Annotated in this window: 10 protein-coding genes; 3 read left to right on the forward strand and 7 right to left on the reverse strand. The window is 71.1% G+C overall.

Going from position 1 to position 13381, the window contains the following annotated elements; translation table 11 throughout:
- Positions 1-44: 44 nt before the first annotated feature.
- Complete coding sequence (locus ABEA39_RS14005) at positions 45-731, reverse strand: TetR/AcrR family transcriptional regulator (protein WP_345376532.1); 687 nt, start codon at positions 729-731, stop codon at positions 45-47.
- Positions 732-763: 32 nt separating this feature from the next.
- Here ABEA39_RS14005 and ABEA39_RS14010 point away from each other — a divergent pair, with 32 nt between their 5' ends.
- Entirely contained in the window at positions 764-1891 is a 1128-nt protein-coding gene (locus tag ABEA39_RS14010) for a nitrilase-related carbon-nitrogen hydrolase (protein ID WP_345376533.1), read from the forward strand.
- Between the two features lie 50 nt (positions 1892-1941).
- Positions 1942-2976, forward strand: coding sequence for an agmatine deiminase family protein (locus ABEA39_RS14015; RefSeq protein ID WP_345376596.1), 1035 nt, complete (start codon positions 1942-1944; stop codon positions 2974-2976).
- Positions 2977-3328: 352 nt separating this feature from the next.
- Here the strand turns inward: ABEA39_RS14015 and ABEA39_RS14020 are convergent, their stop codons facing one another.
- From ABEA39_RS14020 to gabT, 5 genes are all read right to left on the reverse strand, one after another.
- On the reverse strand, positions 3329-4345 hold the full coding sequence (locus ABEA39_RS14020; protein WP_345376534.1) for an MBL fold metallo-hydrolase: 1017 nt from the start codon (positions 4343-4345) through the stop codon (positions 3329-3331).
- A gap of 4 nt (positions 4346-4349) precedes the next feature.
- Entirely contained in the window at positions 4350-5927 is a 1578-nt protein-coding gene (locus ABEA39_RS14025; protein ID WP_345376535.1) for an APC family permease, read from the reverse strand.
- 93 nt (positions 5928-6020) lie between these two features.
- Positions 6021-7385 carry a flavin monoamine oxidase family protein gene (locus ABEA39_RS14030; RefSeq protein ID WP_345376536.1) on the reverse strand — a complete coding sequence of 455 codons (1365 nt, stop codon included), beginning with the start codon at positions 7383-7385 and terminating at the stop codon, positions 6021-6023.
- A 55-nt stretch (positions 7386-7440) separates the two neighbouring features.
- Positions 7441-8931 (reverse strand): NAD-dependent succinate-semialdehyde dehydrogenase, encoded by a 1491-nt coding sequence (locus ABEA39_RS14035; protein WP_345376537.1) that lies wholly within the window; start codon positions 8929-8931, stop codon positions 7441-7443.
- Positions 8928-10334: a 4-aminobutyrate--2-oxoglutarate transaminase gene (gene gabT / locus ABEA39_RS14040; RefSeq protein ID WP_345376538.1), complete on the reverse strand. Its 1407-nt coding sequence runs from the start codon at positions 10332-10334 to the stop codon at positions 8928-8930. The genes ABEA39_RS14035 and gabT overlap by 4 nt, the downstream gene beginning before the upstream one ends.
- A gap of 128 nt (positions 10335-10462) precedes the next feature.
- Here gabT and ABEA39_RS14045 point away from each other — a divergent pair, with 128 nt between their 5' ends.
- On the forward strand, positions 10463-12106 hold the full coding sequence (locus ABEA39_RS14045) for a PucR family transcriptional regulator (protein WP_345376539.1): 1644 nt from the start codon (positions 10463-10465) through the stop codon (positions 12104-12106).
- Between the two features lie 49 nt (positions 12107-12155).
- Here ABEA39_RS14045 and ABEA39_RS14050 read toward each other — a convergent pair whose 3' ends face one another.
- Complete coding sequence (locus ABEA39_RS14050) at positions 12156-13163, reverse strand: LacI family DNA-binding transcriptional regulator (protein WP_345376540.1); 1008 nt, start codon at positions 13161-13163, stop codon at positions 12156-12158.
- Between the last annotated feature and the right edge of the window lie 218 nt (positions 13164-13381).

Here is a 13381-nt window from a genome sequence, read left to right on the forward strand (position 1 = left end):
TACACCCCCCGAAGGAGTCGCACGAGTCACTCGAGTCACACGAGTCACAGGTCTGACAGGCCTCCTGAGGGGATCTGCAGGCTGATTTCGAGGGTGCGCCGAACCAACTCGTCACGCTCGTCCGCAGCGCGGTAGTCGACCAGGGCATAGGCCGTCGTGGCGTCGATCAAGGCGAAGATCAGCAGTGCGGCGCGATCGGACGACCCTGGTGTGAAATCGCCCGACATGACCCCTCTGTCGATGACGGCGGTGGCGAGTCCATGCCAAGCGGCCATGGCGCCCCGGGACGCTTCGGCGAGCGGAGGGTTTCGTCGCCCGAGGCTCCAGGCGTCGGCCCAGAGGGCGGACAGCTCGTGTCGGGCGGGCGCGAGGAGGGTCGAGACGAGCATCCTCACCCCTCGGATCGGGTCGGCGGCGGTCGCGATCAGTGCCTTCACCTCGTCGAGTTCGGCCGTCGCCAACTCGGTGAACGTGCGGGCCACCAGAGCCTGGATCGAGGGCTCGTAGTGGGCGACGAGGGCGCTGGTCACGCCGGCTTCGGCGGCGACGCCCCGGAGAGTGACTGCACCGAGGCCGTCGGTCACGGCGACTCGGCGTGCGGCGGCGGCGATGTCGGCGGCGCGCTCGGCGGCGGGCTTGCGGGTGGGGGCCGCGGGCTTGCGGGTCGTTGCCGCGGATGCCCGCGTGGCGGCCGCGGATGTCGAGGTGGCGGTCGGCCGCTTGTTGATCATATGATCAACACTATCCGATCGAGAGGTGCTCCATGAAGACCGTCATCGCTCCGCCCGCCCCGGCACCGCTTCGCCCCGTTGTCGACTCCGGTTCGGCTCCGTCGTCGTCGGGCGCGTCCGCCTCGGGCCGCCGTGCTCCGGTCCGGGTCGCCCTCGTCCAGATGCAATGGCTCGCCGACCCCGTCGCGCACGCGGAGCAGCTCGCCGACGGCATCGCCTCCGCCGCGGCCGCCGGAGCGAGCGCCGTCTTCCTCCCCGAGCTCTCTCTGCGCCGCTACCCCGGCGACGTGCCGGCCTCCGGCGTGCCGAAGGACCACGCCGAAGACCTCCTCACCGGCCCGACCTTCACGTTCGCGGTCTCCCAGGCCCGTCGACACGGCGTCTTCGTCCATGCCTCCCTCTACGAGCGGCCCGCGGCCGACGACGAGCCGGGGGATGCCCGGGGCTACAACACGGCGATCCTCGTCGCGCCCTCGGGCGAGTTGGTCGGGCGCACACGCAAGACGCACATCCCGATCAGTGCCGGCTACTACGAGGACACGTACTTCCGACCCGGTGCGGCTCCGGCGGCGGCGCTGTCGGCCTCCGGCTCGGCTTCTTCGGGCGGCTCGCCTTCTCTGGCCGGCTCGGCCTTCCCGGCCGGCTCGCCCTTCCCCGTCTATGAACCCGCCGGGCTCGGCGCTCGGGTCGGCCTCCCGACCTGCTGGGACGAGTGGTTCCCCGAGCTGGCCCGCTCCTACGGCCTCGCGGGCGCGGAGATCCTCGCCTATCCGACGGCCATCGGTTCCGAGCCCAGCTTCCCCGACTTCGACACCCGCGACATCTGGCGGCAGGTGATCGTCGCCAACGGCATCACGAGCGGCCTCTTCATGGTCGTGCCCAACCGCTGGGGCGACGAGGGCGACATCACCTTCTACGGCTCGTCGTTCATCTCCGACCCGTACGGGCGAGTTCTGGTCTCGGCTCCGCGCGACGAGTCCGTCGTGCTCGTGGCCGACCTCGACATCGCGCAGCGGGAGGAGTGGCTGAAGCTCTTCCCCTTCTACGTCACCCGGCGACCCGACCTGTACGAGGGGCTCGTCGCCCCGGTCGACGAGGCGCGGCACTCCTACGGGGCGTTCGAGGCCATCGCCGAGTCCGTCGCGGACGTGCGACCGTGAGCGGCGGCGCGGCCGTCTCCGGCGGTGCTGCCGGGGTCGGCGCCTGGCGGATGCCCGCCGAGCCCGAGCGGCACGAGCGGCTCTGGATGGCCTTCCCGCGCGGCGGCTACACGCTGGGCGATGACGACGCATCGGCCGAGGCCGCACGGACCGCCTGGGCCTCGGTCGCGAACGCCGCGGCCGAGTTCGAGCCGGTCACGGTGGTGGTCGACCCGACAGCGACGCGGGATGCACGGCGCCACCTCTCGGGAGAGATCACGATCCTCGAAGCCCCGCTCGACGACGCGTGGATGCGCGACATCGGGCCGACGTTCGTGGTGCCGTCCGGTGGGTTCGCCGAAGGCGGGGTCGAGCAGAAGCTGGGCGCGGTGGACTGGACGTTCAACGGATGGGGCGCTCAACCCTGGGCCTCGTGGGAGGCCGACCGCGAGATCGGGTCGTTCGTCGCCCGGGCCGCCGGGGCGTGCATCCTGCCGTCTCTGCTCGTCAACGAGGGCGGTGCGATCCACGTCGACGGCCGCGGAACCGTGCTCGTGACCGAGACCGTCCAGCTCGACCCCGGCCGCAACCCGTACGCCGACCGGGCTCGGGTCGAGGCGGAGCTGGCGCGGACGCTCGGCGCGACGCACGTGATCTGGCTGCCGCGCGGGCTGAGCCGCGACTACGAGGAGTTCGGCACGCGCGGGCACGTCGACATGGTCGCCGCGATCCCGGCGCCCGGGGTGCTGCTGCTCCATTCGCAGCCCGACCCCGCGCATCCCGACCACGCCGTGATGGCGTCGCTCCGGTCGTTCCTGTCGGAGACGGTGGACGCGGAGGGGCGGCCGTGGGAGATCGTCGATCTGCCGGCGCCGTCCGAGCTGCGCGACTCCGCCGGCTTCGTCGATCACAACTACGTGAACCACCTCGTGGTCAACGGGGGCGTGCTCGCCTGCGGCTTCGACGACCCGGTGGCGGACGCGAGGGCGGCTTCGGTGCTGGCCTCGGTGTACCCGGGGCGGCGGGTCGTGACGCTCGACGCGCGCGAGATCTTCGCGCGGGGCGGCGGGATCCACTGCATCACGCAGCAGCAGCCGGCGGTGTAGCTCCGCGGCGCGCTTCGTTGCACGCGAGTCGCCCCGTTTTACGTAGGTCGCCTCGTTTCACGTAGGTCGCCCCGGCACGGCAGGGCGACATGCGTCAAACGGGGCGACTTGGCTGGGGGTGTCGGGCCGTGCTCACGTACGGCGGGTCCGCACCCCCGTTCCGCGGGGGCGAACCCCCGTTCCGCGGAGTGGCACCCCTTACGGCCGAGTCGACCCACTCGTCGACAGGGGGGCTTGCGCGGTGTCCGGGGTGCACATGCCTGCGGGCGCGCCCATGCTTCTGGGTGTCGAGCGCGGCGCGCCTTGCTGGAACGGGGCCCAGCGCCACCGGGCAGAGGCGCCACGGGGGAGCTCAGCGCCGCGCCGACGCCAGGCGCAGAGTGGCCGCGTGGGCCTCGGCCATGCCCGGGTTGGCGAGGCGCGGATCGTCGACCGAGCGGCCCGCGAGCACGGCCTCGATGTAGCGGCGGTCGGCGTCGAGCCGGGCGCGGGCGTTGGTGCCCGGTGTGCCGTGTCCGGGAACGACCAGTGCCGCCCGCTCGACGAACGGCGCGAGTGCGTCGAGCCCGGCGAGGTAGTCACCGAGGGGATCGACCGAGCCGAAGGCGCTACCGGAGCCGCCGGCACCGCCGGAGCCGCCGGCACCGCCGGAGCCACCAGTACCGCCGGAGCCACTGGAGCCACCAGCACCGCCGGAGCTACCGGAGCCACCAGCACCGCCGGCGCCGCCGGAGCTACCGGAGCCACCAGCACCGCCGGAAGCACTGATGCCACCGGCACGCTCGTCGGCAGGCAGCGGCAGCTCGACGTCGCTCAGCATGTCACCGGCGACGAGGATGCCCGCGTCGGCCAGCCACGCGGCCGTGTGCCCGATCGCGTGCGCATCGTGTTCGACGAGCTCGACGAGCTCGACCGTTTGGCCGGACCAGGGCAGCCGGGTTCCGCTCACCGCCTGGACTCGGGCGAAGACGCGCGCCAAGTCCGCCGGCCATGCCGGCCCCAGCTCGGCCAGTAGCTCAGCGAGATGCGCCGTCGCCAGGCGAGCGGTGTCGGCGGATGCCCAGCGCGGGACCTCGCCGAAGCCGGGATGCCAGAGCAGGTGATCGTGGTGGAAATGCGTCGACAGGCCGGCGACGGGGTGCAGGCCCCGCTCGCTCAGGGCGGTGGCCAGGGCTGCCAGCTCGTCGGCTTCCCACGCCGGATCGATCAGGAGGACGTCGCCGCCGCCCGGCACACCGCCGAGCGGGTGGAAATCGCCGCTCCCGACCGGGCCCGGATCCGCCCGCACCACCACGCTGTTCGTCGAGTCGAGACGGCTGGTCGCGACGAGGACGCCCGGCGCGACCTCGCGCAGCGGATCCGGAGCCATGCGTCTAGCCGGCGGAGGAACCCGAGACGGGACCCGCCGTGCCGGAGGCGCCGCCGCCGACACCGCCGCCGACGACCCCGGCGCCTGCCGCATCGAGCTCGCTGGCCAGGGCCGCGTTCTCGCGCCGCGTCTTCGTGCCTGAGACCCAGAACAGCACCCCGATCACGATGAACGCCACGACGGGCACCAGTTCGGTCAGCAGGTAGAGCCCGCCCTCGGAGGCCTTCCACCCGTCGGGTCGGAAGTCCGAACCGAACCACTGGTAGAACGCGCCGGGCGCCATGAGCTGGATGACCGTGAAGGCGAGCAGCACCATCAGGAGGATCGTCAGGGGTCGGTGCCAGGGCATTGTGAACGGACGGGCGACGTTCGGGTGGCTTCGGCGCAGCTTCCAGAGCGACGGGAAGATCAGCAGGTAGCTGATCAGCGTGGTCGAGATCGTGACGCCGAGGACGGCGCCGAAGAACTTGTAGGCGTTGCCGCCGGTGATCGTCGTGGCGAGCACGAGGACGATCGTCGAGACGATGCCGGAGAAGATGTTGACCCGCACGGGCGTGCCGAGCCTGGCGTTGATGACGCCGAGGAAGCGCGGCGCGGCTCCGTCGTAGCCGGAGACGGCCAGGGAGCGGTCGGATCCCATGATCCAGGTCACGCCCGACGTGAGCACGCAGAGCACGAACAGGATGCCCGCGGCTCCACCGACGACCGGAGCGGCCGGCCCGAAGACCGAGAAGGTCGTCTGGATGGCGTCGACGAAGCCGCCGAGGTTCGTCACCTTGTCGACCGGGATGACGAGCAGGATGCCGAGGATCGGGACGGCGTACAGGACGAAGGAGAAGATCGCCGAGCGGGCAATCGCGAACGGCACGTCCTTGGTCGAGTTCTTCATCTCTTCGCCGGCGCTGTTCGGCAGCTCGAAGCCGACGTAGTTGAACAGCAGCACGCCCACGAGCAGCACGAACCCGGAGTACTGCGGCATGAAGCTCGACGCTCCGAGACCGTGGACACCGTGTTGGATCGCGTAGACGACGACCGTGATGACGAAGACGCCGAGGAGGAGGAACCGCGCGAACGCTCCGACCGTGGTGATCCACTTGCCGACGCGGAACGACAGGATCGCGGCGAGCACGGCCACCCAGACGAAGGGGATCGTGACCGCGTAGAAGACCGGGGTGGAGAACGTCTTGCCGTGGTTGAAGAAGACCTCGAGAGCGTACGCGGCGGCCCCGGCCAGCGTGCCGCCGAGCCAGACCGGGTTGGTCACCCAGTAGAGGAAGTTGTTGACCGCCCCGGCCAGATGGCCGAACGCCATCCGGGTCCAGAGGTAGGGACCGCCCTCCTGCGGGAACGCCGTGCCGAGTTCGGCGAACAGAAGCGCCTGCGGTACGAAGAAGACGATGGCGAGGATCACCATGAAGGTGAACGCCTGCCCGCCCGCCGACGCCACCGAGGCGATGGTGTCGACTCCGACGATCGTGCAGATCAGGAAGAACAGGATGTCGAAGCGGCCGAAGTGCCGCTTCAATTTGCTGCTCTCGGCGGCTGCCGGAGCGAGGTACTTCGTATCGACGTCAAGTGCCATGGATGCCTAGCCTCGGGTTCGTAGGGACAGATGTGTCGTGGAACGGGGGCGGAACGGTGGAACGACAGCAGGTGGGACGGTGAAGCGGACGGGTCAGGCGGGGACGCCGATCTCGGCGGAGATCTCCGCCGCGATGCGATGCCCCACGCGGATCGCGCCGTCCACGTGCTGGAAGCCGAGGCCGGCGAGATCGCTCGATCCGAATCGTAGCGGCCCGACGGGTGTCGTCTGACCCGCACCGAAGCGAGTCAGGCCGCCGAGGTCGAACGAGGTCGCGTAGGCACCCTGGGTCCACTCCTCGGACGCCCAGTCGCTCTCGTAGTAGACGACGGGCGTGAGGGCCTGCGGCCCGTAATACGAGGCCAGAGAGGCGAGGATGCGCGCCTTGCGTTCGTCGGGATCGAGCGCGAGCAGACGGTCGGCCTTCTCGTCGGACACGAAGCCGACGAGAGTGCCTCGGTCTTCGCCGAAGTTGCTGTTGTCGTAGGCCTCGTGGACGAGCTGATAGGGGCTGAACGAGGTGCCGGACAGGCCTGCCTCGCGCCAGAACGGCGTCTCGTAGGTCGCGTGGACCTTGATCACCAGGCCGAGCGAGAGGTGCTGGTGCATCTGATTGCGCTCGCGCGGCAGCGGGGGCTCGTAGGCGATGCGGCCGTAGAGGTTCGGCGGGACGGCCACGAGGGCGCGGCGGGCGTGCACCTCGAGGTCGTCGGTGACGGCCGTGACGCCGTCGTCGCCCCAGTGCAGGGTGCGGACCGGCTGGTCGAGCCTGACCCGGTCGCCGAGCCCGTCCGCCAGGGCCAGCGGGACCTTCTGGAGTCCGCCGACGACGCGCTTGTCGAGGATGAAGTCGGCGTCGACGAGGTGCGAGAATGCACCCGCGCTCGCCGCCATGAGCAGGGCCTGAAGCGTGGAGAACGCGTGGGCCGGCTTCGTCAGCATGGCGTCGGCGATGAAGAGGGCGATGTTGTCGCGGGCCTCCTCGTCGTCGCTCTCGGCGGCGAGCCACTCCTTGAACGAGACGGTGTCGAGCTCGCGGGCTCGCGGGTGCTGCCAGGGCGCGTCGGGGTCGATCTCGGCCGTGAGCTCGTCGAGTACGCCGATGAGACGTTCGATCTCGCTCTCGGTCCGGGGCGAGGCGGGGAAGATGTCGCCCGTGAATCGCTTGGCGACTCCGTCACGGCCCACGTAGACGCTCTCGCCGTCGCGGAAGCGCGAGTAGGTGGCCAGCCCCAGCTCGTCGAGGGACGCGAGCAGGGCGGTTTGGTCGGGGGAGACCCACTGGCCTCCGATCTCGTAGAGCTGACCCTCGATCGTGTTGGTCCAGACGCGGCCGCCGACACGGTCGCGTGCCTCGAGGACGACGACGTCGAGGCCCTCGGCGACGAGGTCGCGGGCCGCGGTCAGGCCGGTGACGCCGGCTCCGATGACGACGACGTCGCAACGAATTTCAGACATGGGGTGGAGCCTTTCGAGCGGGACGGGCGTGGAACCGTTCATCGGGAGCGGGCGGTCAGCCGGCCGGGATGAGCGTGTAGGTCGTGTCGAGGTACTCGTGGATGCCTTCCAGGCCGCCTTCGCGGCCGAGACCCGACGACTTCACCCCGCCGAACGGCGCTCCGGCGTTCGACACGACGCCGGTGTTGAGACCGAGCATGCCGGTCTGGAGCGACGCGATCAAGCGGTGCCCTCGAGCGAGATCGGTGGTGAACGCGTAGGCGACGAGACCGAACTCCGTGGCGTTGGCCAGTCGGACCGCCTCGTCTTCGGTCTCGAAGGTGGCGATGGCTGCGACCGGCCCGAAGATCTCCTCGGAGAGGAGGCGGGATCCCGGTCGGACGCCGGTCAGCACCGTCGGGTCGAAGAAGGTGCCGGGCCCGGATCGAGCGGAACCGCCGGTGAGGACCTCGGCACCGCGGTCGACGGCGTCGGCCACGAGCTGGGCGTTCTTCTCGACGGCGGCCCGGTTGATCAGAGGGCCGATCGACACGCCCTCTTCGGTGCCTCGGCCCACCCCGAGCGCCTTCACCTTGGCGGTGAGTGCGGCGCCGAAGGCCTGGGCGACGGAGGCGTGGACGATGAACCGATTGGCGGCGGTGCAGGCCTCGCCGATGTTCCGGAACTTGGCGAGCATGGCGCCGGTGACGGCGGCGTCGAGGTCGGCGTCGTCGAAGACGAGGAAGGGGGCGTTTCCGCCCAACTCCATCGACGTGCGCAGGACGTTGTCGGCGGCCTGCTTCAGCAGGACCTTCCCGACCGGAGTCGACCCGGTGAAGCTGACCTTGCGGGTGCGGGAGTCGGCCAGCACGGCCGACGAGACTCCGGAGGCGTCGGTGGTCGGGACGACGTTGACGACCCCGGCGGGGACCCCGGCGTCGAGGAGGAGCTGGGCGAAGAAGAGACTCGTCAGCGGTGTGAGCTCGGCCGGCTTGAGAACGACGGTGCAACCGGCGGCCAGGGCCGGAGCGATCTTTCTCGTCGCCATGGCGAGCGGGAAGTTCCAGGGCGTGATCAGGAAGCAGGGGCCGACGGGCCGGTACGACACGATCGTCGTGCCGGTGCCCTCGGGGTTGGAGCCGTAGCGGCCGGAGATGCGCACGGCCTCTTCGGAGAACCAGCGGAGGAACTCGGAGCCGTAGGCGACCTCGCCTCGCGCCTCGGGGAGGGACTTGCCCATCTCGATGGTCATGAGCAGCGCCAGATCCTCTTGGCGCTCGATCGCGAGGTCGAAAGCGCGGCGGAGGATCTCGCCCCGGCGCCTCGGGGCGGTGGCCGCCCACTCGGCGCCCGCGCGACTGGCGGCGTCGAGAGCGGCGAGCCCGTCGGCCGGAGTGGCGTCGGCCACGCGTGTGAGGACGAGCCCGGTGGCGGGATCGACCACCTCGAAGGTCTCGCCCGACGAGGACGGTCGCCACTCGCCGTCGATCAGCAGGCCGGTCGGAACCGAGGCGACCAGCTCGGCCTCGCGAGTCGCGGTGGGCGCTGCAGGGGTGGTGGTGCTCATGCTGCCTCCAGGGCTTCGCGCACGACGTCGAGGCCGTCGTGCAGGAGCTCGTCGCTGATCGAGAACGGCGGCAGGAATCGGATCACGTTGCCGAACGTGCCGCACGTCAGAAGGATGACACCCCGGGCGTGCGCGCCCGCGGCTACCCGGGCGGTGAGTTCGGGATCGGGCTCACCCGTCGATGGATCGACCAGTTCGATCGCCACCATCGCGCCGCGGCCGCGGACGTCGCCGACGCGAGGATCGGACGACTGGAGGTCGACGAGGCGGTCCATCAAGAGGGTGCCGATTTCGGCGGCCCGCTCGATCAGGCCGTCGTGCTCGTACGCCGCGATCGTCGCCAGGGCGGCTGCGCACGCCACCGGGTTGCCGCCGTAGGTGCCGCCGAGGCCGCCCTTGTGCGGGGCGTCCATGATCTCGGCGCGGCCCGTGACGGCCGCCAGCGGAAGGCCGCCCGCGATGCCCTTCGCGGTCGTGATCAGGTCCGGCACGAGCCCCTCGTGCTCGGAGGCGAACATGCGACCCGTGCGGGCGAACCCGGTCTGCACCTCGTCGGCGATGAAGACGACGCCGTTCTCCTTCGCCCAGGCGGCGAGAGCGGTCAGGAAGCCGGGTGCGGGCACGATGAAGCCGCCCTCGCCCTGGATGGGCTCGATGAGCAGGGCCGCGACCTGCGAGGCGCCGATCTGCTTCTCGATGAGCTGGATCGCCCGAGCGGCGGCGGTGGTGCCGTCGAGGCCGTCGCGGTAGGGATAGGACAGCGGGGCGCGATAGATCTCGGGGGCGAAGGGGCCGAACCCCAGCTTGTACGGCATCGCCTTCGCAGTGAGCGCCATCGTCAGGTTCGTGCGGCCGTGATACGCGTGGTCGAAAGCCACGACGGCACTCCGGCCCGTGTACGACCGGGCGATCTTGACCGCGTTCTCGACGGCCTCCGAACCCGTGCTGAAGAGGGCGGTGCGCTTGTCGTGATCGCCGGGCGTGAGCCGGTTGAGGGCCTCGGCGACCTCGACGTAGCCGTCGTAGCCGGTGACCATGAAGCAGGTGTGCGTGAAGCGCTCGACCTGGGCCTGGACGGCGGCCGCGACGCCCGGGTCGGCGTTGCCCACCCCCGTGACGGCGATGCCGGTGCCGAGGTCGATCAGGGTGTTGCCGTCGACGTCGACGACGACCCCGCCGCCGGCCACGTCGGTGAAGATCGGCAGGCTGACCGAGACGCCCTGGGGGACGGCGGCCGACTTGCGGGCCAGCAACTCTCGAGAACGCGGACCCGGGATCTCGGTCACGAGGTTGCGCCGTTGGGGGAGGGAGGGGCCGCCGATCCGGCGTTCGGCATCGGGGGCGGCGCCGTGGCCTCGCCCGTCGCGCGGGCGCTCGTCGAGATTGGGGTTCGCGATGGTCATCGGGGCCTCCGGTCGTACGGCTTCGGTCTTCCGCAAACATAGGCACCCGTGCATCCCACGGACTTGCCGGAACGGCACCCTGTGGAGAATCTATGGACCAAGCGGCAGCCTGTGGATAGCCTCGTGCTGTGGACAAGACGTCGCCCCCGACCATCCGTGGCCTGCTCGCCGAGACCGCGTTGCGGCTGCGCCCCCGCCTGACGGGTGCGCACCCCGAGACGCCGATCGACTGGGTGCACAGCTCCGACCTGACCGATCCGACTCCATTCCTCAGCGGGCATACGATGCTGCTGACGACCGGCACCCAGTTCCCCGACGACGCGGTCGACCAGGACGCGCCCGGCGGGGCCGACGCGGACGACTACTACGACGCCTACGTCGACCGGATCGTCGCGGCGGGAGTCGTCGGCATCGGCTTCGGCCTCGAGGTCATCCGCGAGGGCACGCCTCCCTCCCTCGTCCGGGCCTGCCGCGAACGCGACGTCACCCTCGTCGAGGTGCCCTACGAGATCCCCTTCATCGCTCTGATCCGCTGGGTCGCGGACCGGATCTCGGCCCGCGAGCACGAGCGCGACGCCTGGACCCTGCGTGCGCAGCGGGCCGTGTCGGTCGCGGCTCTGACCACCGGCACCCTCGACGCGGTCGCCCGGGTGCTGGCCGAGCAGGTGGGCGGCACGGTCGTGATCCTCTCCGCCGCGGGCGACGTGGTCCGCCGTACCTCGGGAACGCCGAGCGACATCCCGCTCGACGCGATCACGACGGAGGCCCGCAGGATGCTCGGCCGGGGCACCCGCGCGAGCGTCGACCTGACCCTCCCCGGCTGGTCCGGTTTCGCCACGGTGCAGACGCTCGGCCCCCGCGGCTCCCTCCGCGGCGCCGTCGGCGTCGTGGGCGCGGGCCGGAACGACCTCGGCATGCAGGCCGTCGTGACCGGCGCCATCGCGATCGCCGAGGTGCTCCTCGCCAAGGACGACGAGCGCCGGCGCCTCGAGAACGACCTCGGCGGGATGCTCGTCCGACTGCTGCTCGACGGTCAGGTGGTCGCGGCCTCCGCCGTCGCGGCGGAGCTCGACCGGTCGATCCCGGATCCACTGCGGGTCGGCGTCGTCCGCCTCAGCCCGGAGAGGGCGGACGCGGACCGGCCCGGCAGCACGGCCGGCGCCGACTCCGACCTCGGCTCCGACATCGATGCCGACGCCCTCGACACCGCCGCCCGGAGCGTCGTCGACGTGCTGGCTCGGGAGGTCGGCGCCGTCGCCGACATCCACGACCGCGCCCTCGTCTTCGTCGTCCCGGCAGCGGCCGTGGGGCGTCTCGAGCGCCTGATCGACGGTGGCCGGGGAGTCGAACCGAGCGACGTCTTCCGCACCCTCTCGGTCGGGCTGTCGGCCGAGCTCTCGCCGGCCGAGGTCGCGAGCGGTCGGGCTCAGGCCCTGCGCATCCTCGCCCGCAGCGACGGCCCCGGCCTGGCGGTCTTCGGGGTCACCGCCGCCGGCCTGCTCGACGACCTCTGGTCGCCCGAGGCCGCCGACGTCGCACGACGCCGACTGTCGGCCCTGCGCGGAGAGCCCGGCGATCTCCTGCAGTGCTCGCGGCTCTGGTTGACGCACAACGGGCACTGGGAGTCCGCAGCGCGCGAGGCGGGGCTCCATCGCCACACGCTCAAGGCGCGGGTCGCCCGGGTCGGCACGCTGCTCGCGCTCGACCTCGAGACGTTCGCGGGACGAGCCGAGCTGTGGGCGCTGCTCGAGGCGTCCGACACGCGACGCTGACGCGTCCGACACGCGACGCTGACGCGAACGGGCCCTCGACAGCCCGGCCTTACCGCTGCGAGCTCTCCCGCACCACCAGTTCCGGCTGGAACACCACGTGCTGCGCGGCCCGACCCGCCCCCGACGCCTCCTCCATCAGCACGTCGACGGCGGTCTGCCCCATCAGCGCCATCGGCTGCCGGATGGACGACACCGGCACCATCGCCGACCCTGCGAATCCGATGTCGTCGTAGCCGATCAACGACATCTGCTCGGGGATCTTCACGGTGCCCTCGATCAGCATCGCCTCGAGCACCCCGAGGGCCACGAGGTCGTTGGCCGCGAAGACGGCGTCGGGCCGGGCGGCGGGGTCTCGGCGAGCGATCTGTCGCCCCACGCGGCGCCCCTCGGCGACGGTGAGGGCCGAGACCGTGACGACCTCGAGGGATGCGCGAGGCTCGGCGCTCGCCGCCTCGCTCGCCCCGTGCAACCGGTCGGAGACCTGCCGGATCGTGAGCGGCCCGCCGATGAACGCGATCCGCCTCCGACCCTGCGCGAGGAGATGGCCGACGGCGGTGGCCCCGCCGCGGATGTCGTCGACCGAGACGGAGCTGAAGCTGGTGTCCGTGCTGAGCCGGTCGACGAGGACGGCCGGGATGCCGTGGGCCCGGAGGCGCTCGAGCCGGGGTCCGGGTTCGGCCGCGGGCGAGAGCAGGACCCCGTGCACCCGCTGCTCCTCGAAGAGGTCGAGGTACGAGGCCTCACGCTCGACCTTCTCGTCGCTGTAGCCCAGGATCACGGAGAGCCCGGACTCGGCGGCACGCTCTTGAGCGCCCCGGGCGAGGCCGGTGAAGAAGGGGTTCGCCACGTCGAGGATCACGAGGCCGATCGCCCGGCTGCTCCCGGCCCGGAGCTGCCGCGCCGCGTCGTTGCGGATGAAGCCGAGCTGCTCGATGGCCGCGTGGACGCGTGCGGCGGTCGCCTCGGTCACCTTGTCGGGGCGGTTCAGCACGTTCGAGACGGTGCCGATCGACACGCCGGCCAGCGCGGCGACCTCTTTCACGCCGATGGTCGCCATGCGACCCCCTTCCCCTGCGTCGTGTCATTATGACGTTTCATCGACCTCTTCACCAAGGCGGAGGGCGAGCGGGGGATGCACGAAGCGCGCTTCGATCCCGATTCCGCAGCATTTTCCATCGGTATCTTGACTTCCGAGCAATCTCGACAATAGAGTCGCAGCCGTCGCAATAAAACGATTCAATCTTCGACGATGAAGAAGGGCAGTTTCAATGATGA

It is taken from the genome of Frondihabitans cladoniiphilus, assembly GCF_039544345.1.
GTDB classification, from domain to species: domain Bacteria; phylum Actinomycetota; class Actinomycetes; order Actinomycetales; family Microbacteriaceae; genus Frondihabitans; species Frondihabitans cladoniiphilus.